The sequence below is a fragment of the Aeromicrobium sp. genome, from assembly GCF_037719875.1.
Classification (GTDB): Bacteria; Actinomycetota; Actinomycetes; order Propionibacteriales; family Nocardioidaceae; genus Aeromicrobium.
The window spans coordinates 154,004-174,466 of the sequence record NZ_JBBJMJ010000006.1 but is presented as its reverse complement, the minus strand read 5'-3'; the positions used below and the strand labels follow the sequence as shown (position 1 = coordinate 174,466).

25 protein-coding genes and 1 tRNA gene are annotated in these 20,463 nt (G+C 67.0%); 12 read left to right on the top strand and 14 right to left on the bottom strand.

All coding sequences use genetic code 11. The features are described from left to right. From WKF39_RS08555 to WKF39_RS08545, 3 genes are all read left to right on the top strand, one after another. Positions 1-902: acyl-CoA desaturase (locus tag WKF39_RS08555; protein ID WP_340387333.1), on the top strand; the 902-nt coding region annotated here is incomplete at its 5' end. Positions 903-1,023: 121 nt separating this feature from the next. Further along, positions 1,024-1,350 carry a hypothetical protein gene (locus tag WKF39_RS08550; protein WP_340387331.1) on the top strand — a complete coding sequence of 109 codons (327 nt, stop codon included), beginning with the start codon at positions 1,024-1,026 and terminating at the stop codon, positions 1,348-1,350. A gap of 131 nt (positions 1,351-1,481) precedes the next feature. Next, positions 1,482-2,681: an LPXTG cell wall anchor domain-containing protein gene (locus tag WKF39_RS08545; protein WP_340387329.1), complete on the top strand. Its 1,200-nt coding sequence runs from the start codon at positions 1,482-1,484 to the stop codon at positions 2,679-2,681. Positions 2,682-2,733: 52 nt separating this feature from the next. On the opposite strand, the gene WKF39_RS08540 is transcribed toward WKF39_RS08545, so the two are convergent. After that, complete coding sequence (locus WKF39_RS08540; RefSeq protein WP_340387327.1) at positions 2,734-3,177, bottom strand: nitroreductase family deazaflavin-dependent oxidoreductase; 444 nt, start codon at positions 3,175-3,177, stop codon at positions 2,734-2,736. A gap of 98 nt (positions 3,178-3,275) precedes the next feature. Between WKF39_RS08540 and WKF39_RS08535 the strand changes: the two genes are divergently transcribed. Both WKF39_RS08535 and WKF39_RS08530 read left to right on the top strand, forming a co-directional pair. Further along, the gene (locus WKF39_RS08535; protein WP_340387325.1) at positions 3,276-3,662 is read left to right on the top strand and encodes a glyoxalase superfamily protein; all 387 of its coding nucleotides are present in this window, start codon (positions 3,276-3,278) and stop codon (positions 3,660-3,662) included. A 214-nt stretch (positions 3,663-3,876) separates the two neighbouring features. Further along, positions 3,877-4,167, top strand: coding sequence for a hypothetical protein (locus tag WKF39_RS08530; protein WP_340387323.1), 291 nt, complete (start codon positions 3,877-3,879; stop codon positions 4,165-4,167). Positions 4,168-4,232: 65 nt separating this feature from the next. Here the strand turns inward: WKF39_RS08530 and WKF39_RS08525 are convergent, their stop codons facing one another. Both WKF39_RS08525 and WKF39_RS08520 read right to left on the bottom strand, forming a co-directional pair. Continuing rightward, positions 4,233-4,880 (bottom strand): hypothetical protein, encoded by a 648-nt coding sequence (locus WKF39_RS08525; RefSeq protein ID WP_340387321.1) that lies wholly within the window; start codon positions 4,878-4,880, stop codon positions 4,233-4,235. Between the two features lie 2 nt (positions 4,881-4,882). Continuing rightward, positions 4,883-5,440: a hypothetical protein gene (locus WKF39_RS08520; protein WP_340387319.1), complete on the bottom strand. Its 558-nt coding sequence runs from the start codon at positions 5,438-5,440 to the stop codon at positions 4,883-4,885. Between the two features lie 203 nt (positions 5,441-5,643). Here WKF39_RS08520 and WKF39_RS08515 point away from each other — a divergent pair, with 203 nt between their 5' ends. Next, positions 5,644-6,441: an SDR family oxidoreductase gene (locus WKF39_RS08515; RefSeq protein ID WP_340387317.1), complete on the top strand. Its 798-nt coding sequence runs from the start codon at positions 5,644-5,646 to the stop codon at positions 6,439-6,441. Between the two features lie 106 nt (positions 6,442-6,547). On the opposite strand, the gene WKF39_RS08510 is transcribed toward WKF39_RS08515, so the two are convergent. Then, positions 6,548-6,634 (bottom strand) — tRNA-Ser (locus WKF39_RS08510). A gap of 89 nt (positions 6,635-6,723) precedes the next feature. Here WKF39_RS08510 and WKF39_RS08505 point away from each other — a divergent pair. Then, positions 6,724-7,362 (top strand): nucleoside/nucleotide kinase family protein, encoded by a 639-nt coding sequence (locus WKF39_RS08505; protein ID WP_340387316.1) that lies wholly within the window; start codon positions 6,724-6,726, stop codon positions 7,360-7,362. Between the two features lie 4 nt (positions 7,363-7,366). On the opposite strand, the gene WKF39_RS08500 is transcribed toward WKF39_RS08505, so the two are convergent. From WKF39_RS08500 to WKF39_RS08485, 4 genes are all read right to left on the bottom strand, one after another. Next, positions 7,367-7,963, bottom strand: coding sequence for an FMN reductase (locus WKF39_RS08500; RefSeq protein WP_340387314.1), 597 nt, complete (start codon positions 7,961-7,963; stop codon positions 7,367-7,369). Then, the gene (locus tag WKF39_RS08495) at positions 7,960-9,075 is read right to left on the bottom strand and encodes an LLM class flavin-dependent oxidoreductase (protein WP_340387351.1); all 1,116 of its coding nucleotides are present in this window, start codon (positions 9,073-9,075) and stop codon (positions 7,960-7,962) included. The genes WKF39_RS08500 and WKF39_RS08495 overlap by 4 nt, the downstream gene beginning before the upstream one ends. A gap of 100 nt (positions 9,076-9,175) precedes the next feature. Then, positions 9,176-9,616, bottom strand: a complete 441-nt coding sequence (gene tadA, locus WKF39_RS08490; RefSeq protein WP_340387349.1) for a tRNA adenosine(34) deaminase TadA — start codon at positions 9,614-9,616, stop codon at positions 9,176-9,178. 11 nt (positions 9,617-9,627) lie between these two features. Continuing rightward, on the bottom strand, positions 9,628-10,095 hold the full coding sequence (locus WKF39_RS08485) for a tRNA adenosine deaminase-associated protein (protein ID WP_340387313.1): 468 nt from the start codon (positions 10,093-10,095) through the stop codon (positions 9,628-9,630). A gap of 73 nt (positions 10,096-10,168) precedes the next feature. Here WKF39_RS08485 and upp point away from each other — a divergent pair, with 73 nt between their 5' ends. Next, complete coding sequence (gene upp, locus WKF39_RS08480) at positions 10,169-10,810, top strand: uracil phosphoribosyltransferase (protein WP_340387311.1); 642 nt, start codon at positions 10,169-10,171, stop codon at positions 10,808-10,810. 209 nt (positions 10,811-11,019) lie between these two features. On the opposite strand, the gene pntB is transcribed toward upp, so the two are convergent. Both pntB and WKF39_RS08470 read right to left on the bottom strand, forming a co-directional pair. Then, positions 11,020-12,420, bottom strand: coding sequence for a Re/Si-specific NAD(P)(+) transhydrogenase subunit beta (gene pntB / locus WKF39_RS08475; RefSeq protein WP_340387309.1), 1,401 nt, complete (start codon positions 12,418-12,420; stop codon positions 11,020-11,022). A 5-nt stretch (positions 12,421-12,425) separates the two neighbouring features. Further along, positions 12,426-13,988, bottom strand: coding sequence for a Re/Si-specific NAD(P)(+) transhydrogenase subunit alpha (locus WKF39_RS08470; RefSeq protein ID WP_340387307.1), 1,563 nt, complete (start codon positions 13,986-13,988; stop codon positions 12,426-12,428). 134 nt (positions 13,989-14,122) lie between these two features. On the opposite strand from WKF39_RS08470, the gene WKF39_RS08465 reads away from it, so the two are divergent. Beyond that, positions 14,123-15,622, top strand: coding sequence for a hypothetical protein (locus WKF39_RS08465; protein ID WP_340387305.1), 1,500 nt, complete (start codon positions 14,123-14,125; stop codon positions 15,620-15,622). A gap of 25 nt (positions 15,623-15,647) precedes the next feature. Here WKF39_RS08465 and WKF39_RS08460 read toward each other — a convergent pair whose 3' ends face one another. Then, positions 15,648-16,025, bottom strand: a complete 378-nt coding sequence (locus WKF39_RS08460; protein ID WP_340387304.1) for a DUF4345 domain-containing protein — start codon at positions 16,023-16,025, stop codon at positions 15,648-15,650. A gap of 83 nt (positions 16,026-16,108) precedes the next feature. Beyond that, entirely contained in the window at positions 16,109-17,032 is a 924-nt protein-coding gene (locus WKF39_RS08455) for a 1,4-dihydroxy-2-naphthoyl-CoA synthase (RefSeq protein WP_340387302.1), read from the bottom strand. A 53-nt stretch (positions 17,033-17,085) separates the two neighbouring features. Here WKF39_RS08455 and WKF39_RS08450 point away from each other — a divergent pair, with 53 nt between their 5' ends. Together WKF39_RS08450 and WKF39_RS08445 are read left to right on the top strand one after the other, a co-directional pair. Next, entirely contained in the window at positions 17,086-17,454 is a 369-nt protein-coding gene (locus tag WKF39_RS08450; RefSeq protein WP_340387300.1) for a DUF4180 domain-containing protein, read from the top strand. Between the two features lie 65 nt (positions 17,455-17,519). Then, positions 17,520-18,401, top strand: coding sequence for an SDR family oxidoreductase (locus WKF39_RS08445; protein WP_340387298.1), 882 nt, complete (start codon positions 17,520-17,522; stop codon positions 18,399-18,401). Between the two features lie 80 nt (positions 18,402-18,481). Here the strand turns inward: WKF39_RS08445 and WKF39_RS08440 are convergent, their stop codons facing one another. Next, a complete protein-coding gene (locus WKF39_RS08440) occupies positions 18,482-19,168 on the bottom strand; it encodes an amino acid-binding protein (RefSeq protein ID WP_340387296.1) in 687 nt (228 codons plus the stop codon). A 55-nt stretch (positions 19,169-19,223) separates the two neighbouring features. Between WKF39_RS08440 and WKF39_RS08435 the strand changes: the two genes are divergently transcribed. Then, complete coding sequence (locus WKF39_RS08435; RefSeq protein ID WP_340387294.1) at positions 19,224-19,541, top strand: DUF3817 domain-containing protein; 318 nt, start codon at positions 19,224-19,226, stop codon at positions 19,539-19,541. On the opposite strand, the gene WKF39_RS08430 is transcribed toward WKF39_RS08435, so the two are convergent. Further along, complete coding sequence (locus WKF39_RS08430) at positions 19,481-20,404, bottom strand: LysR family transcriptional regulator (RefSeq protein WP_340387292.1); 924 nt, start codon at positions 20,402-20,404, stop codon at positions 19,481-19,483. The two genes, WKF39_RS08435 and WKF39_RS08430, sit on opposite strands and share 61 nt — an antisense overlap. Positions 20,405-20,463: the final 59 nt, after the last annotated feature.

The window sequence follows — 20,463 nt, the reverse complement described above, 5'->3', positions numbered from 1 at the left end:
AGTGGGACTGGATGAACGACCCCGAGATCCACTCGAGCAACTGGGAGTGGGACACGACCCAGCCCGCTGAGCAGTGGAAGCACTCGCACAACTACGTCCACCACCAGTTCACCAACGTGCTGGGCCACGACAACGACGTCGGCTACGGCATCCTGCGCATGTCGCGTGACCAGAAGTGGACGCCCTACAACCTGGGTCAGCCGGTCTACAACTTCTTCCTTGCCGCGTTCTTCGAGTTCGGCGTCGCGCTCCACGACCTCGACATCGAGGCGATCCGCAAGGGCGAGAAGGACCCCAAGCTGCTCAAGAAGCAGCTCAAGCAGATCGGCGACAAGGTCGGCAAGCAGACCTTCAAGGACTACCTGATGTACCCCGCGCTGACCGGGCCGTTCTTCTTCCACACGCTGTCCGCGAACTTCACCGCCAACATCATGCGCAACTTCTGGTCATACATGATCATCTTCTGCGGACACTTCCCCGATGGTGCGGTGCACTTCACCGAGGAGGAGCTCGAGGACGAGACCCGCGCCGAGTGGTATCTGCGGCAGATGCTCGGCTCGGCCAACTTCGAGGGTGGCAAGTTCCTGCACGTCATGAGCGGCCAGCTCGGCTACCAGATCGAGCACCACCTCTTCCCGGACCTGCCCAGCAACCGTTACGCGCAGATCTCGGTCAAGGTCAAGGACATCTGCAAGCGCTACGACATCCCCTACACGACCGGACCGCTCTACAAGCAGTACGGCCAGGTCATCCGTACGATCATGAAGCTGTCGCTGCCCAACCGGCGCACTGCCGACAACCCGGCGCCGGTCTCACCGCGCAAGAACCGGCGGCTCAACGACACCGAGCGACAGACCCGTCGCTCCGAGCTCGGCAAGTGGTCGGGTGCAGCCTCGGTATGAGCATGAGCAGCGATAGATGAGCACCGACAGATGAGCACCGTGCTCGACGGCCGTCCGAAGTCCGGCGGTCTGCCTGTGCCCTTCGCCTGAGAAGACGATGCCGGGGCGCGTGACACCTCACATGTGGTCAAGCGCCGCCATCCGGTGCGCCCTGAGCCGCATCTGCGGCATCTGCGGAGAGCCGCTGGGTCGTCCGGTCGCCTTCTTCGGACCCGACTCCGAGGCCGAAACGGGATTGTTCACGTTTCCGCCGACCCACCTGGAGTGCGCGCACGAGGTGCTCAACCTGTTCGTCCCGATCGGTGGTCGTCATCTGGGTCAACCCGAGGCCCCGCTCAAGTGGTCGCTCGTGACCACGGCTGGCTTCGACCTGATCCGGCCGAGCCGTCGAGGGGCTGCGGTGCTGTTCAGGCCCAACTCGGTGATCTCAACCACCACCCGCGACTGACGATCAGACGGCCTTGTTGAGGGCATTCCGCGCGAACCAAGACGATCTTTCTCATTTCCTTCACGCGGGCAGCGCCATTGTGGGATCTTGGTCGCGTCCCTCTCACAGCAACACAGCATCAGGAGCCCCTCGTGAAGTCCTCCCGCACCATGCCGCGCCTCGCTGCGACCCTCACCGCAGCGGCATTGATGTTCGCACCGATCGCTGCGCAAGCCGACGACTTCGCCGGCACCCCCGGCGACGACCAGATCACCGGCACCCCCAACGATGACAACATCCAAGGCGGTGGCGGCGACGACGACATCGAGGCGGGCGGCGGCGACGACAGCGTCACCGGCGACAGCGACGCACCCCAGGACGGCAACGTCAACGGCGGCGACGACTTCATCGACGGTGGCGGCGGCGACGACGACGTTACCGGAGATGGCGACGCTGGCTTCACCGGCAACGTCAACGGCGGCGACGACTTCATCGACGGTGGCGACGGCGACGACACCCTCACCGGCGATGGCAACGCCGGCCCCTTCGGCAACGTCAACGGCGGCGACGACTTCATCGACGGCGGTGACGGCGACGACAACATCTCCGGGGACGGCACCGTCCTCTGCTTCTTCATCTTCTGCGGGTCGATCAACGGCGGCGACGACGTGCTCTTCGGCGGGGCTGGCAACGACATCATCTTCGGTGAGGGCGACGACGACTGCACATTTGGTTTCTTCGGCTTCTGCGGCGAAGCCGAGGGCGGCGAGGATGGTGACGACGAGCTCTACGGCAACGGTGGCAGCGACCTCCTGTGCGGCGGACCGGGTGACGACCTCCTCGAGGGTGGCGAAGGCGCGGACATCGCGTGCGCGGTCCTCGACGAGGACACGGTCACAGCCGGCGAGGAAAGCGTCTTCGACCTCGCGGCCAACGACGAGCAGCTCGACGACGAGGCCCTCGAGCTGTCGGGCCTGCTCTACTCGATCGAAGCACTGAACCGCTGCACGGAGGCCACGATCGACCCGAACACCGGCGTGCTCACCTACACCGCGAGCCGGTCCGGCTCGCTGACGTACGGCGTCACCCGCGACGGAGCAGCATTCACGTCATTCGCTGACCTGCTGATCAACGTCACGGGTCGTGGCCTGTGTGGCGCGTCCAGCGGTTCGGGGGACGACGACTCAGCAGGCACGGCGGACGACCAGTCAGCGGACTTCCAGTCAGCGGCCTTGCTGCCTGACACAGGCGCCCCGGACAACCTGATGCTCGGCGTCATCGCCGGCCTGATGCTGGTCCTCAGTGGATCCGGGCTCCTGCTCGGCGGCCGCCGCGGCACCCGCACCGTCTGACAGCATCACACCCTGACGCCCGGTCCTCTCACGAGGACCGGGCGTCGGCACGTCAGGCCGCCGGGGCTGGGGTCAGCAGGATGAGCGGGATGATCCGATCGGTCTTCTTCTTGTACGACGCGTACTGCGGGAACGCCTCGACCGCACGCTCCCACCAGAGCGCGCGCTCCTGCCCGCTGAGTTCGCGAGGTACATAGTCCTTGCGTACCGGGCCGTCCTGCAGCTCGACGAACGGCGCGTCGATGACGTTGTAGTACCAGCTCGGGTTCTTGGGCGCGCCGCCCAATGACGCCACGATGAGGTAGTCACCCTCATGCTCGACCCGCATCAACGCCGTCTTGCGGATCTTGCCCGTCCTGGCGCCCAGGGTCGTGAGCAGGATAATCGGCCTGCCCAGGATCGTGTTGCCCTCGGCGCCGCCCGTCCGCTCAAAGAGCTCGGCCTGCTTGCGCGCCCAGTCAGACGTGCTGGGGGCATACTCTCCCGTCAAAGGCATGCCACCAGCCTGCATCGTGGCCCTGACGTTCGGTCGCCGACACACCCGGCGTGTCCGCAAGAACGCCAGGCCCGGTCGCGAGACGCCAGAATGATCAGATGGATTGCAGGATAGAACTCATCTTCGTGCCCGTCACCGACGTCGATCGGGCCCGGGACTTCTATGTCGACCAGGTCGGCTTCACCCTCGACCACGACGTACGGGTCGACGACCAGGTGCGGTTCGTCCAGCTCACCCCCGTGGGCTCAGGCTGCTCCATCGCGTTCGGCGAGGGCATCACGGATCTCGTGCCCGGATCGCAGCACGGCATCCAGGTCGTGGTCGACGACGCCGCAGCGGCGCGAGCCGATCTCGTGGCCAACGGCGTCGATGCCACCGAGATCGATGTCCAGGCGTGGGGCACGTTCACGAGCTTCGCCGATCCTGACGGCAACCGCTGGCACGTGCAAGAGCTCCCCGCCGAGATGAGGCAGCCTGCGTCATGAAGTGCCACGGTCCGCGTCTTACTTAGCAAGATCGTGTCGTGGTCGGTCCAGGTCTCGGGGCTGAACCGGCTCGATGTGCACGCGGAACCCGGGCGACCTGCAGCGGCAATCGGCCGGGATTTCGTGGTGTTCGCGTGAATTCTGCCGCGAACACGTGCGCGAGACCCGCTCCGTGCCGCAGAATCTTCCTTGCAGGCTGAGCGAGGGGGGGACGATGCAGTATTTCATCCTGAGCACGCCGGGCTATGCCGACGAGATCGCCCGGTGGTACCTCAGCTCCACACCTGCCTACTACGACGCCAGATCTGACAGGTGGGTCCCGGAGCCCTTGCTGGCCGTCATGCTGGTTGACGGTGGCGGGTGGAGGCGGGTCGAGGCAGCGGACCTTCCCGCGGAGCTGGTCAAGAATGACCCGGCAAGCCTTCCTGCGCGCCAGGTCGTGAATCGATCGTCCCGGCGGCGACCCTCCCGCTCTGGCCTGCTTGGCCTACGCCGCGCCAAGTGACAGAGCTCCCGGACCTGACGGTATGTCCATCAGGTCCGGGAGCTCCCACATCAGCTCGAGCTGCTTCAGTCCTGCTTGCGCTCCTGCTTCTTGGCCTCGGTCAGGTCACTGAGGCGGTCGGCGTCGGAGCGGGCTTCGGCAGCGGCCTTCTTCGTCTCGCGAGCATCAGCGAGATCGGCGCTCGCCTCACGCCGCGCGGCCTTCTTCTTGGCTGCGGCGGCCGAGTCGACCTTGCTCTTGCGCTGCTTGACGGTCTCGGTGCGGTCAGCTGCCTTCTTGTCAGCAGCAGCCTTCTTGGTGGCGGCCACCTTCTTGGCCTTGGCCTTGGCTTCTTCCTTGCCCTTGGCCTCGGCTGCGTTGGCCTCGTCGAGTGCAGTCGCGGCGCGCTTCGCGGCGGCCTCGCGCTTCTGAGCCGCCTCCTGGCGGCCGGCCTTGGCCGTCTCGCGGGCCTGCTCCCTGCGGGCGTCGGCTTCGGCTTCGAGCCGCGCAGCCCTCGCGAGCTTGTCGGAGCGCTCGAGGCGGTCTGCCCCACGGCTGGCGATGTTGTCGTTGTGCAGCAGTGCACCAGCGAGCTTGTCTGCGGAGCTGATGGCCCGGTCCAACGTGCGCCGGGTTGTCGAGGTCTCCGACATCTTGCTCGACACTCCGCGGTCGATCGTGACGAGCGGGAGACGTACGAGCTCGTAGGGAATTGCGATAAGCGTGCTGATCATGGTCATCCTTCGGTCGGGGTCTGGGCGCGCAGTTGCGCGGCCTGTTGGTCGGCTGTGGCCGCCTCACGCTCGAGGCGGTCCTTTTCGGCCACGGCCTCCTGCTCGGTGGCAGTCGCGTCCGCAGCGATCGTCTCTACCTCGTTCAGTCGGTCCTCGACGATCTGCTCGGAGCGCTGCTCTGCGGCCACGCGTGCCTCGGACTCCACTCGCTCAGCGTCGCGTGCGGCGACGGCGTGCTCGTCCTTGCGCTCCCGATCGACCGCGGATTGCGCCTTGTCGGCCTGATCCTGGGCGGTCTCTCGCTCCGCTGCGGCCTCGTGGTTGGTCTCGCGCAGCTCCTGTGCGGCCTCATCGCGCTTGGCATCGGCGATGGCTTCGTCGGCGACGGCAGCCTTGCGGCTGCTCGCCTCGGCCTGCTGGAGGTGTCCTTCCTCGACGAGCTTGTCGTTACCGGTCACCGCTCCAGCCACTTCCTTGGCCTTGCCGGCAAGGCTCCCGATCAGACCCTCGCGGGCCTCGCCTGCTGTGTCTGTCTGGTCGTTTGCTTTGTCTTGGCTCATGTTTTATCCGTGCCCCTTTCGTAGACCCCCACACCCCCCGCGGAGTGTGACCTTGCCCGCACTGCCTGGAATCGCAGGTGCTGGGCCGGTGCCGCGTGCCCACAATTGGCTCGGCGCCGGTTGTCGCGTACGCGCGGCCGGTTGGCAGGGTGCGCAGTCGAAAGCGTCGACCTCGCCGAGCCGTGTCGCACTATGGTGTCGGCATGCCTCTTCCAGCACCGGGACCTGACCGTACGGCGATGGTGACGGGAGCCTCTTCCGGGATCGGGGCCATGATCGCCCGTGAGCTGTCCCGGCGTGGGCATCATGTCACCCTGGTGGCCCGGTCAGTCGACAAGCTCGAGGACCTTGCAGCGGAGCTGGGGAGCGCCGACGTGATCGCTATGGATCTTGCCGACAGAGCCAGCCGCGCGTCCTTGCTTGAGCGTGTCGGCGAGCTCGGACGGGTGCCCGACATCCTGGTCAACAACGCTGGGCTGTCCACCCTGGGCGCGGTCAGCAAGTCCGACCCAGCCGCCGAGATGCACATGATCGAGGTCGATGTCGTTGCAGTCGCAGACCTCTGCAGCCGGATCCTTCCGGGCATGGTTCAGCGCGGTCGGGGAGCGGTGCTCAACGTCGCCTCGACGGCCGCCTTCCAGCCCCTGCCTGGACAGGCCGGCTACGGCGCTGGGAAGGCCTTCGTGCTGTCTTACACCCAGAGCCTCGCCGGTGAGTTGCGTGGGACCGGAGTCACCGCCACGACCCTTTGTCCCGGGCCGGTCCACACTGGCTTCGGCGAGCGCGCCGGCTTCTCAGTGGAGGATGCGGAAGCAGCCCTTCCCGCGGTGATGTGGGTGACCCCCGAGGAGGTCGCGAAGAGCGCAGTGGAAGGCATGGACAAGGGCCGCCTCGTGGTCATCCCTGGCAAGGTGAACAGGGTCGCGGCCGCCCTGTCACAGGTGACACCGAGGACCCTGTTGCTGCCGCTGCTGGCGAAGAGTCACCCTGGTCTGCGCTGAGGGAGAGACCGTGCCCCCGCAGGTGCAGTGGCACCGCTGATCGGGAGCACGATGAGAACCCCCGGTCTGACTGCTATTCCAGTCATAACCGGGGGTTCTCATCGTGCGGTGGCGGTGGGATTTGAACCCACGGTAGGGATGAACCTACACACGATTTCGAATCGTGCTCCTTAGGCCACTCGGACACGCCACCGCGGACGAGGTTACCGGAAGCGCCGTCGCAGGCCGAACCCGCACCCTGCGGCATTGGTGGCTGAGCCCGGCACGCGCGAGGATGTGCCGATGGACGCCGACCTGCTTGAGGAGCTGGCTCTTCGGGCAGGCGGGCTGATCCGCGATGGTCGCCGCGGATTGCTGGGCATCACCGGAGCTCCAGGCGCGGGCAAGTCCACGCTGGCGGTGGCGATCGTCGAGAAGCTCGGCCGAGAAGGCATCGCCGCAGCGCACGTGCCGATGGACGGGCTCCACCTCGCCGACGTCGCGCTGCAGGCCCGCGGGCTGCTTGACCGCAAGGGCGCCATCGAGACCTTCGACGCATACGGCTATCTCGCGCAGCTCCAAAGGCTCCGCAGGGAGCTGGACCACGAGGTCCTCGTGCCCGGCTTCGACCGCACCCTGGAGCAGCCGCTGGCCGGCGCGATCACCGTATGGCCGACAGATCGGCTCGTCGTGACGGAGGGCAACTACCTCCTCGACGCGGAAGGGGCATGGCCCGAGGTGCGCGCTGCGCTCGACGAGACATGGTTCGTCGACCTCGACGACAGCGTCCGCACCGAGCGGCTGGTGCGCCGCCACGTCGAGTTCGGCAAGCCCGAGCCGTATGCCCGACAGTGGGTCGAGCAGGTCGACGAGCCCAACGCCCGGCGCGTCATCGCGCGACGAGACCTCGCCGACGTGGTCATCGACGGAAGCCTGCTCTAGCGGGTCACGGCTGCGAGATCGAGAGGAACGTGTCGCTGAACAGGTCGATGTCGTCCGTGCGAGCGCGACCGGTGCTGGCGCCCTTGAGCAGGCTCACCAGCTCGCCGGCAGCGCGGTCGATCCGCTGGCCGAGGCCGTCCTGGCCATCGGTGCCCCAGTCGTAGGGCGACGCGAAAACGCCGGTCGGCACGGTGAGCGCCTGGAGATAGGCAAACAGCGGGCGCAGCGAGTGGTCGATCGCGAGCGAGTGCCGCGCCGTGCCGCCGGTCGCGGCCAGCAGCACCGGCTTGCCGATCAGGGCATCGGACTCGAGCACATCGATGAATGACTTGAACAGGCCCGGGAACGATGCCTTGAAGATCGGCGTGACGGCAATGAGCCCGTCGGCGGCCATGACCTTGTCGATCGCGTCCTGCAGCCGCGGCGGCGCGAACCCCGTGAGCGTCGCGTCGGTGATCTCGTGCGCCAGCTCGCGCAGCGACACGACCTCGACGGCGGCGTCACCGAACTGCCGCTCGACCGACTCGACGAGGCGATCGGCCAGCATACGGGTGGTCGACGGGTCGCTCAGCCCGGCCGAGATCGCCACGATCCTGGTCATACGATCACCCCTTCGCCTGTCTCAACCGCGCCAGCCGCCTTGGCATTCCGCGCAGCGACCCGAGCGGCGTGCGTCGGTGCATCCGGTACGCCCGCCGGCCGGCGAGCGTCGAACTCGGCGCGCAGGGTCGGGAGCACCTCGCCCAGCAGGTCAAGCTGCTCCAGGACGAGCTTGAGCGGCAGGCCGGCGTGGTCGATGAGGAAAAGCTGACGCTGGTAGTCACCGAAGAAGTCGGCGAAGGCCAGGGTCTTGTCGACGAACTGCTCGGGGCTGCCGACCGTCAGGGGCGTCTGGGCAGTGAAGTCTTCGAGCGACGGACCGTGCCCGTAGACCGGCGCATTGTCGAAGTAGGGGCGGAACTCATTGATCGCGTCCTGGCTGTTCTTGCGCATGAAGAACTGTCCGCCGAGGCCGACGATGGCCTGCTCCGGCTCACCGTGCCCGTAATGGGCATAGCGCTGTCGATAGAAGTCGATCAGCCGGATGTAGTGCTCCTTGGGCCAGAAGATGTTGTTGGCGAAGTAGCCGTCGCCATAGAACGCCGCGAGCTCCGCGACCTCGGGCGTGCGGATGTTGCCGTGCCACACGAACGGCGGTACGCCGTCCAGCGGCCGAGGCGTCGCGGTGAAGCCCTGCAGCGGAGTGCGGAACTTGCCTTCCCAGTCGACCACGTCCTCATCCCACAGTCGCCGCAGCAGCTGATAGTGCTCGACGGTCAGCTCGATCGCCTTGCTGCCGTCCTGTCCGAACCAGGGATAGACCGGCGCGGTGTTGCCGCGCCCCAGCATGAGGTCCATCCGGCCGTCGGAGACGTGCTGGAGGGTCGCGTAGTCCTCGGCGATCTTGACCGGGTCGTTGGTCGTGATCAGCGTCGTCGAGGTCGAGACGATGAGCCTCTCGGTCTGTGCCGCGATGTATGCCAGCGTGGTCGTGGGCGACGAGGGCACGAATGGCGGGTTGTGGTGTTCCCCGGTCGCGAAGACGTCGAGGCCGACTTCTTCGGCCTTCTTGGCGATCGTGATGGTGTTCTTGATGCGCTCGTGCTCGGTCTGCACCGTCCCATTGGTCGGGTCGGGGGTGACGTCGCCGACCGAGAACAGTCCGAATTGCATGCTGGTCATCTGCTGCCCCTTCACGAGGCCGTTCAACGAGGGTTGTTGAATCTTAAACTATAATGGCAGGCGAACTATTCCCGCGGGTTCGCCCGGTGCCTCACGCCTGCCGATGACCCGCGAAGAACTCGCGCAGCAGGGCGGATGACCGATCGGCCAGGACACCGCTGACGACCTCGGGACGGTGATTGAGCCGGCGATCGCGCACGACGTCCCACAGCGAGCCCACGGCTCCGGCCTTGTCATCGAATGCCCCGAACACCAGACGCTCCATCCGCGCCGCGACGATCGCTCCGGCGCACATCGTGCACGGCTCGAGCGTCACGACGAGGGTGCACCCCTCAAGTCGCCACTCCCCCCGGGCAGCTGCGGCCTCGCGGATCGCGACGACCTCGGCGTGGCCGGTCGGATCGCCGTCGCGCTCACGGGTGTTGCGGCCGCGGCCGATCACCCGCCCGTCGGCGTCGACGACCAGTGCCCCGACAGGGACATCCGCGTCGGCGAGCGCGGACTCCGCGAGCAGAAGTGCCTGCTCCATCAGCTCTTCGTACCTCACCCGATGACGGCCTCGAATGCAACGCCAAACCCGAGCCGGTCGGCGACATCACGCAAGATGTCCTCGGGATAGAGCTCATCGTCATCGCACAGCACGCCCAAGTCGAGTGCCGGCATACCCAGATCACTCAGGATCTCCAGGTCACCGGCCGGTTGGGGGTCGGCGTCGTCGGCGGGGTCCGCCAGGTCGAGCAAGTCGGCGACACCACCGGCAAGCGGCCAATCGGGCACGGCCGTCAGATCCGACAGCATCGCGCGCACCTGGGTGCCGGAGCGGCGCAAGATCACGAAGAAGTCATCGTTGATCGACACCATGCCCAGCACCCCGACCTCGGAGGGGAACCGGCTCAGCGCCTGGCTCAGCTCCTCGACATCCTCACCCAGGCGCGGGTTGAGCTCGGCGACGTGCCACCGGCCGTCGTCACGATAGGCGGCGACGGCGAAGTCGACATCGTCTTCGGCCACGGCTGTGCCTCCTGTCGGACTGGCTCCACAGCGATGGTGACAGACCTGCCACGCGCAACGCTAGTCTGCTGCCATGCAGGTTCACGTCGCCGACCACCCGCTGATCTCGCACAAGCTGACCGTGCTGCGCGACGAGCGCACCGACTCACCGACGTTCCGCCGGCTTGCCGACGAGCTCGTGACCCTGCTGGCCTACGAGGCCACGCGCGGCGTTCGCGTCGAGCAGGTTGACGTGACGACGCCGGTCGCGGTCGCCAAGGGCGTACGCCTCACGGATCCGCCTCCACTGGTGGTGCCGATCCTGCGGGCCGGACTGGGAATGCTCGAGGGAATGCAGCGGCTACTGCCGACCGCCGAGGTCGGATTCCTCGGCATGGTCCGCAACGAGGAGACATTCGAGGCCGTGACGTATGCCGAGCGACTCCCGGACAACCTGACCAACCGCCAGTGCTACGTGCTCGACCCGATGCTGGCGACCGGCGGGACGCTTGCCGCGGCGATCGACTTCCTCGTCAAGCGCGGCGCCGACCACATCACCGCGATCACGCTCCTCGCGGCGCCCGAGGGCATCGCCCGGCTCGAGCAGGATCTCGCCGGCATCAGCGTTCCGGTCAGCCTCGTCACCGCCGGACTCGATGAAAAGCTCAACGAGCTGGGTTACATCGTCCCAGGCCTGGGCGACGCCGGTGACCGCCTGTATGGCGTGGTCGGCTGACTGGGCGACGCCAACGAATCCGGACGGCTCAGCGGTAGATGCCGAAATAGAAGATCGCGACGACGGCGACAGCCAGGCCGATGAAGATCAGAGCCCTGCTGCCGGCGTTCTCTTTGTCTTCAGGGCGGTCATACTCGGGCTTGTCCACGGGTCCTCCAAGGGGTCGGGGTCGACATGCTCAACGATTCGTCCACGCAGGTGTCACGGACTCACAGCTCGCGCAGGATGTCCTCGACCCGCTCCTTGGCGTCACCGAACAGCATCTGGGCGTTGTCGCGGAAGAACAGCGGGTTCTGCACGCCGGCATAACCGGCGGCCATCGACCGCTTGAACACCACGACGCTGTCGGCCTCCCAGACCCGCAGCACCGGCATGCCGGCGATGGGGCTGCTCGGGTCCTCGGTCGCCGCGGGGTTGACGGTGTCGTTGGCACCGATGACCAGCACGACCGAGGTCCCGTCGAAGTCGTCGTTGATCTCATCCATCTCGAGGGCGATGTCATAGGGCACCTTGGCCTCGGCCAGCAGCACGTTCATGTGGCCCGGCAGTCGGCCGGCGACGGGGTGGATGCCGAAACGCACGTCGATGTCGTGCTCGCGAAGCTTGCGCACGAGATCGGCCACCGGATATTGCGCCTGAGCAACCGCCATGCCATAACCCGGGGTGATGATGACCGAGCTCGCGGCCTTGAGCAGCTCGGCGGTGTCGGCGGCGTTGATCTCGCGGTGGTCGCCGTAGTCGGTGTCGTCGGCGGCCGAAGCCTCGATGCCGAAGCCACCGGCGATGACCGAGATGAACGACCGGTTCATCGCCTGACACATGATGTAGGACAGGTAGGCACCCGATGAGCCGACGAGCGCGCCGGTCACGATCAGCGCGTTGTTGTCGAGCAGGAACCCCGAGGCGGCCGCAGCCCAACCCGAGTAGGAGTTGAGCATCGACACGACGACCGGCATGTCGCCGCCACCGATCGAGGCCACGAGGTGCCAGCCGAGCGCCAGCGCCACGACCGTCACGGCGATCAGCAGGCCAAGACTCGGGTCGATGACGAACCAGATCGTCAGGGCGACGAAAGCCGCGAGCGCGCCGAGGTTGATGTAGTTCTTGCCCGGCAGCATCAAGGGGTTGGACTTGATCCGGGCCGAGAGCTTGAGGAAGGCCACGATCGATCCGGTGAAGGTCACGGCGCCGATGAAGATGCCGATGAACACCTCAGCGTTGTGGATGTCGAGCAGCGCCCCGGAGTAGTGACCCTCGCCGTCCTCCACCTCGAAGTAGCCGTTCCAGCCGACCAGCACCGCGGCGAGGCCGACAAAGCTGTGCAGCAGGGCGATCAGCTCGGGCATCCCGGTCATCTCGACGACGCGGGCGCGCCACAGGCCGATCACGGCACCGATCGACACCGCCACGATCAGCAGGACGACGGGCGTCGCGGACTCTGACACGTCCACGACGACGGCGAAGGTCGCGAGGAGGGCGATCGTCATGCCGGCGATGCCGAACAGGACGCCCTGGCGCGACGTCTCGTGCTTTGAGAGCCCGGCAAGGCTCATGATGAACAGCAGCGCGGCAACGATGTATGCGGCTGTGGCGATGCTCTGCGAATCCATCGGGATCAGCCTTTCGAAAACATGCTGAGCATGCGTCGGGTCACGGCGAATCCACCGAAGACGTTGATGCTTGCGAGCAGGATCGCCACGAACGAGAGCACCTGGATCTTGGTGTCGTCCTGCGCGATCTGCAGCATGGCCCCGACCACGATGATGCCGGAGATCGCATTGGTGACCGACATGAGCGGCGTGTGCAGTGCGTGGTGCACCTTGCCGATCACGTAGTAGCCGACGACGATCGCGAGGACCAGGACCGTGAAGTGCTCGGGCAGCGGCTCGGGCGCGAAGGCATTGACCAGGAACAGCACGAGGATGCCGGCCCCGATCAGCGTCAGCTTGCGCCCGGTGGACATCGGCTGCTTCGCGGGCGCGGGCTCGGCCTTGGGCGCCTCGGCCGCGGCCGGTGCCGCGGAGACCTGCACCGGAGGCGGCGGCCACAACGTCTCGCGATCGCGGACGACCGTGATCGTACGCTGGACGACGTCGTCGAGGTCCAGGACGAGCTGCCCGTCCTTGTCGGGCGTGAGCAGCTTGAGCAGGTTGACCAGGTTGGTGCCGTAGAGCTGCGAGGCCTGCGTCGGCAGACGACCGGCGAGGTCGGTGTAGCCGATGATCGTGACGCCGTTGTCGGTCACGATCGCCTCGCCGGCGACCGAACCGGCGACATTGCCACCATTGGCGGCAGCCATGTCGACGATGACGCTGCCCGGCTTCATCGAACCCACATCGGCTTCGGTGATCAGGCGCGGGGCCGGTCGACCCGGGATCAGTGCCGTCGTGATGATGATGTCAACGTCAGCGGCCTGCTCGGAGTAGATCTCGGCAGCGCGACGGTCATAGTCCTCCGACGTGGCCTTGGCATATCCGTCGGTGCTCTGCTCGGTCTCGACGTCGACCGCGAGATATTCACCACCGAGCGAGGCGACCTGATCGGCCACCTCGGCCCGCGGGTCGGTCGCCTTGACGATCGCGCCCATGCTGTTGGCCGTACCGATAGCGGCGAGGCCCGCCACACCGACACCGGCGACGAGCACCTTGGCCGGCGGCACTTTGCCCGCGGCCGTGATCTGTCCAGTGAAGAAGCGGCCAAACACATGGGCGGCCTCGATGACCGCGCGGTAGCCGGCGATGTTGGCCATCGAGCTCAGCACGTCCATCGACTGGGCACGAGAGATGCGCGGGACAGCATCCATCGCGAGCACCGTGATGGGGCGTTGGGCGAGCGCCTCGACGAGGTCGGGGTTGAGGGCCGGGCTGATCATGCTGATGAGCGTTGCACCATCGGCGATCTTGGCGATCTCCTCGACCGACGGGGCGTTGACCTTGAGCACGATGGCGCTCTGCCACGCCTCGGCCGTTGGCGCGATGGAGGCGCCGGCCTCGACGTATGCCTCGTCGGTGAAGCTCGCACCCTCGCCCGCGCCGGCCTCGACCGCGACGGCATAGCCCAGGCCGATCAGCTTGCCGACCGTCTCAGGCGTGGCTGCCACCCGGGTCTCACCGGGACTGGACTCGGCAACAATGCCGATCACCGCTCCCGACGCGCTCTCCTGCTCTCCGTCGCTCATTCGGCGAACGTTATCTGTTCGTCACGGCGCCGACCACCCTGTGAGACGGGCGTCTCACCCCTTGTCCGCCACTCAGGCGGGAGCTGGTGTGGAAAGTCGACGCGGTCTGCCCGCGTTGCCGGTACCGTCGCGGCATGAGTGACCTCGGGCCATCCTCCCATGCCTCCGCGCCAGAACCCCGCGAACCCACGTCGACGAACGCCAGGACTCCCCGTCAGCGCCGCGCCTTGCGCGTCGTCATCGCCGCGATCGTCGTGCTCGGGCTCGTCGCCGGCACCGGAGCGTTCTTCCTGCGGTCAGACGATGCCACGTCGTACCCGGACCAATGGGACGCGCGCATCAAGCCCTACGTCGACATCGTGGAGGAGGAGCGCGGCCTGACGTTCAAGCACCCCGTCAAGGTGCGATTCCTCGACAAGGACGCTTTCGAGAAGACCGTGCGCACGGACAAGAAGGACCTCGACAAGGACGAGCGCGAAGACATCCGGGAGACGGAGTCGCTGTTCCGTGCGTTCGGCCTGATCTCGGGCGACGTCGACCTGTTCGATGCGTTCAACGACGCCAGCGGCTCCGGGACACTGGCCTACTACTCATTCGACAACCGCAGCATCACGGTGCGGGGCACGAAGCTCGCGCTCGCATCACGGGCCACGCTGGTCCACGAGCTGACCCACGCCCTGCAGGATCAACGGTTCGACATCGCCGACCGGTTGAAGAAGCTCGGCAAGAGGGCCGAGGACGGCGCGCCGACGACCGAGCCCGACGCCCTGCGCGCGATCGTCGAGGGCGACGCCGAGCGAGTGGCCAACCTCTACCGCATGTCGTTGACCAAGAAGAAGCGCAAGGCCATGCAGAAGGCGGAGGCGGCCGACTCCGGCGACTCGCTGGAGGAGATGAAAGGGATCCCCAAGGTCGTCCTGACGCTGCTCGGCGCGCCCTACGCCCTCGGGCAGGCCGTCACCGAGGCCGTCGCCGCGCAGGACGCTGACGACGTCGACGGCCTCTTCGAGAACCCGCCGCCAGACGACTCCGTCCTGCTCGACCCGCTGAAGGCGCTCGGCGACATGGGCGACGCCGTCGACGTCAAGATCCCCACAGTCGGGTCCGGCGAGAAGAAGTTCGACTCGGGTCAGGTCGGCGCGCTCGTCACCTACCTGATCCTCGCCGAGCGGATCCCGTTGAAGGAGGCGTTGACCGCGACCGACACCTGGACCGGCGACGCCTACCTCGGCTTCAAGCGAGACGACGTGGTGTGTGCGCGGGTCTCGTACGCAACCGAGTCCGGCAGCGCAGCACTCCTGACGACCGCGTTCGAGGACTGGATCGACGCCGCGCCGGGATCAACGGCGACGGTGGAGCGCAGCGGCAATCAGGTCATATTCGAGTCGTGCGATCCCGGCAAGGACGCCGAGCTGACCAACGACGCCTCCACCAAGGCGCTCGAGCTCGTCGCCACCCGCGGCTACGTCGGGGCCGGGATCATCCAGGCCGGAGCGCCCGCCCCCGTCGCCCGGTGCTTTGCGCGGCGCATGATCGAGGAGTACTCGGTCGCCGACCTGACCGACCCCCGGTTCGGTGCCGACGACCCCGAATTCGCCAAGCGCATCCAGGGTTTCGCCGCAGACTGCCGCTGACCTCACCCATGTGTCGCTTGACAGGCTAACGACGAGCAGGACGGTCGCGCCGGGCCAGCGCCTCGACCACGATCGGGGCGGCAAGCTCCACGGCGAGCAGCAGATCATGAAAGCGGTGCGGTCGGCCCATCGTGGTGCGAGTCGCGAGCCGCCCGACGCCCCCGAGAGCCATCAGCCCGGCGAGGACGCGCATCCGGCCCAGGTCCGGTTCGGGGGAAGACGCGGCGTCGAGCCAGCCCAATCCGTAGCCTGCGAAGACGGGGCCCATGAAGCGCACGTGTGAGTCCACCGTCGCGTCGCCGGTCATGCCGGGCTCACCGGATACTCCGCCAACGAGCTGGATCCCTCCGATCGCCACGCAGGTCCATCCGGTCACACGTCCCAAAGTGCTGAGTGCCTCCATCAGGCCATGCTAGGAGATGAAGTCGCCGAGGTCGGTGCTGATGGCGACAACGGAGGCGCCGCGGAGCAACCCCGACGGCTACTTCAGTAGTACCAGGGGTAGGGCGTGAAGTCCGGGTCCCGCTTCTCCAGGAAGGCATCGCGGCCCTCCTGCGCCTCGTCCGTCATGTATGCGAGCCGGGTCGTCTCGCCCAGCAGGACCTGTTGGCCGACCAACCCGTCATCTATCAGGTTGAAGGAGTACTTCAGCATCCGCTGCGCGGTCGGCGACTTGGCGTTGATCTTGGCGCCCCACTCAAGGGCGACCAGCTCGAGGTCGGCGTGCGGGACGACCTTGTTGACCATGCCCATCCGGTGCGCGTCGTCCGCGGAGTACTCATCACCCAACAAGAAGATCTCGCGGGCGAACTTCTGACCGACCTGGCGAGCGAGATAGGCCGAGCCGTAGCCACCGTCGAACGAGCCGACGTCGGCATCGGTCTGCTTGAACTTCGCGTGCTCCTGAGAGGCCAGAGTCAGGTCGGCGACGACGTGCAGGCTGTGTCCACCGCCTGCGGCCCAACCCGGCACGACTGCGATGACGATCTTGGGCATGAAGCGGATGAGTCGCTGGCACTCCAGGATGTGCAACCTACCCAGACGTGCAGGATCAACCAGCCCAGTCGTCTCGGAGGTCTTGGACTCCCCAGCGTGCTCGTACTGGTATCCGGCCTTGCCGCGGATGCGCTGATCGCCGCCCGAGCAGAACGCCCAGCCGCCGTCCTTGGGCGAGGGGCCGTTGCCGGTCAGCAGGACGCAGCCGACATCGGAGGACTGCCGCGCATGCTCGAGGACCGCAAGGAGCTCATCGACCGTGCCCGGCCGGAAGGCGTTGCGGACCTCGGGTCGGTCGAATGCGATCCGCACCGTGCCGTGTTCGACCGCCCGGTGATAGGTGATGTCCTCGAGCTGGTCGAAGCCGGGGACGTCCTGCCACGCGGAGGGGTCGAAGATCTCAGAGACGGTCATGTCGGCGAGGGTATCGCGCACACACTGACCCGTTCCCTCGATAGGGTCAGCGCATGGCAGCCGAGCACCTCGTGACGATCCACGGCACACAGGTCATGGTGATGGCTCCCGACGGCATACCTCTGGACACCGAGGGCGCGGCCGTCGACCTGATCGGCGAGGCGCTGGGACAGCGCGCCGAGATCGTGGTGATCCCGGCGGAGCGCCTGACCGACGACTTCTTCGAGCTGGCGACGGGGGTCGCGGGCGAGATCGCCCAGAAGTTCGTCAACTACCGCGTGCAGCTCGCGATCGTCGGGGACATCGAGTCGCGCGTCGACGACAGCGCCTCGCTCCTCGCGTGGGTCACCGAGACCAACCGTGGGCGCCAGCTCTGGTTCGAGCCGACATTCGAGGACTTCGCCGAGCGTCTGGATCGCTGAGTCCTCGCTCACATACGCGCCATCGCGGGTGGCTTATTTCAGATACCGGCGGTATGTTGACGCGCATGGCTGACAACTTCACGGGCAAGGTCGCACTCATCACCGGCGCTGCACGCGGCATCGGTGCCGGCGTCGCGCGCGGCTTCGTCGAGCGCGGCGGCAAGGTGGCTCTCGTGGGACTCGAGCCCGCGCTCCTCACCGAGCTGTCCGACGAGCTGGGCGACTCCGCCGGCTGGTGGGAGGCAGACGTACGCGACTCTGCAGCCGTTGCCGCGGCGATCAACGCCGCCGCGGCCCACTTCGGCCGCATCGACTTCGTCCTCGCCAATGCGGGCATCGCGTCATACGGAACCGTGCGGCAGATCGATGACTCGGCCTTTGAGCGGGTCGTCGACATCAACGTCAACGGGGTCTTTCGCACCCTCAAGCACGCCACGCCGCACCTCGTGGAGACCAAGGGCTATGCCCTCGTCGTCGCCTCGCTCGCGTCATTCACCGCTCTCGCGGGCCTCGGGTCGTACAACGCCAGCAAGGCCGGCGCCGAGTCCTTGGCGCTGGCATACAAGCAGGAAGTCGCCCACCTCGGCGTCGGCGTCGGCGTCTGCCACCCCTCCTGGATCGACACCGACATCGTGCGCAACGCCGAGAAGGACCTCCCGTCGTTCCGAGAGGTGCGCAAGAAGCTGCCCTATCCCGCCAACAGCACGACGAGCGTCGAGGACTGCGTCGAGCTGATCCTGCACGGGTTCGCCAAGCGCAAGGGGCGTGTCTACGTGCCCAAGGGTGTGCTTCTCGCCAACTGGATGAAGGCGCTGACCAACTCGCCGGTCATCTGGCCCGTCGTCAGGCGCATCGCCCGCAAGACCGTCCCGCAGATGGAGCGTGAGGTCGAAGCTCTCGGCCGGTTCCACCACTCCCACGTCCCCGAGACCAAGCCTTCGGAGTAACCGCTGCCGTCGGTTTACCACGGTCCCTGAGCAACTGTCGTCCGCCCGCGGGAGATTGTCCTCGGGAGGACGACAGTTGCCTAGGGAAGATGAACGGTTTGCTTAGGGACCGTGGTAAACCGCCAGACGGTTTGGACGGATGCGGCCAGGGAGACCATGTGGCCGAGCCGGGCCACCTCTGAGGCGAGGAACTCAGGCCCCCCGTGGCGCCCGACGATGACGACGAAGCCATGGCCGCGACGATCGCGGGCCGGTGACGCCGCGAGCACCGTGGAGTCCCACTCCGGCACCTCGCGGAGCACCTTGGCCTTGCGTATGCCGAGCCATGACGACGCCTCATCGACCAGGTCGGGGGCGGTTGCAGACTTTGTCATCACGCTCAAGAGGCCGTCGACGCGGCGCAACGCCATGGCCCAATCGGCGCGGAACGTCGTAGGGATGACCTCGACGAGTCGGGCGATCGCGTGCGCCGCATCCTCGGTGAACCGCTCGACCGCCTCGAGGTCCATGCTGAGGTTGGCGCCGGCGTTGTAGCGCGAGATCCAATCAACCTTGACGCCGTCGAGCTGGTGGCAGGCAGTGATCAACGCATCCGGCATGACCGTCGGCGGCAGCTCGAGCAGGACATCGTCGACGACCCGGCCGTCGGGGCGCCGCTCGACGATCTCGATCGCCTCGATGTCGGCCCCGGCGCCACCCAGTGCCGTGGCGAGCGCACCCAGGGAACCGGGCACGTCGGGCAGCTCGACGCGCAGCAGGAAGGGCATATGACCATTGTCACCGCCAGACATTGCCGCGGCGTTACGCAGGTAGCGTGGCGGGGTGAAACCCTCCACCACCCGCACTGTCTTCAAGCGCGTCGCCGTCGCCGAAGCGATCTCCTATGTCGTCCTGCTCATCGGCAGCGTCCTCAAACGGCTGGACGCCCCGCTGGACGGCGGAGTCCCCGTCCTCGGCAGCATCCACGGATTCCTCTTCGTGGCGTATGTCGTGATGGCCATGGTCGCGTGGCGCCGATTCGGCTGGTCATTGCGGACAGCCCTGGTCGCTCTCGGGTCGAGTCTCGTGCCGGGGCTCGCCTACTGGTTCGAGCGCAAGGCCGACCGCGAGGGTCTGCTCGGAGCGACGTCGGCGCCATAGCGCTCGACGCAGAATTCCCGCAGTCGCGCGGCGAGCTCGCTCAGCGTGCCGGCCGCATGATGGCCCGGATCCCACGCGGCGAACAGCTCGATCCGCAACGGTCCGTCCCGGCCGGTGATCTCCAACGGGTGCAATCCGAAGCGGGCGTCATCGGTCACCACGGCCACGCCGCGACCGGCTGCTGCGAGCGCCTGGGCGACCTGCGGATGGCTGCACTCCACGAGCTCGGCGGCTGACACCCCGGTCCTGCCCATCGCCTGATCGAGGATCTGGCGGGGCTTGAAGGCCGCGGTGAGCACGAGCAATGTCTCGTCGACGAGCTCGGTCAAGCGCACCGACCCACGTTCGCGCCATCGGTGATCGTCCCGAACGTATGCCCAGAGCGGCAGGACCGCGAGCCCGGCACTCGCCAAGGGGCTGCGCGGCAGCTCGGTGACGATCGCGAGATCTGCTCCGTGCTGCAACGCGTCGTAGGCCTCGCGGGGGTCCGACTCGACGACGGTCGGCATCGGATCACGGGGACCGAGGGTCGCCAGGAACGGCGCGATCACATCGGTCAGGGTCGTCGTCGGTGCCGCGATGGTGATCCGCTCGAGCCGGCCGGCCGCATAGGATCGCGCCGCGTCCCGAGCGGCGTCGGACCGGCGGAGGACATCCTGCGCGTGCGGCAGGAACTGTCGGCCCGCCGCGCTGAGCCGCAGCCTCCCCGCCGTACGGGCGAACAGCTCAACGCCGAGCTCGGTCTCGAGCTGACGGATCTGCCTCGAGATCGCCGGCTGGGTCACGTGCACGACCTCGGCCGCCGCACTGACCGAGCCGCACTCGGCGACAGCCACGAAATAGCTCAACGTCCGAAGCTCCATGCCTGTAGAGCATAGTCTCAATCAGAACTGAGTATTGGACGGCATAGGCTGATCCGCGC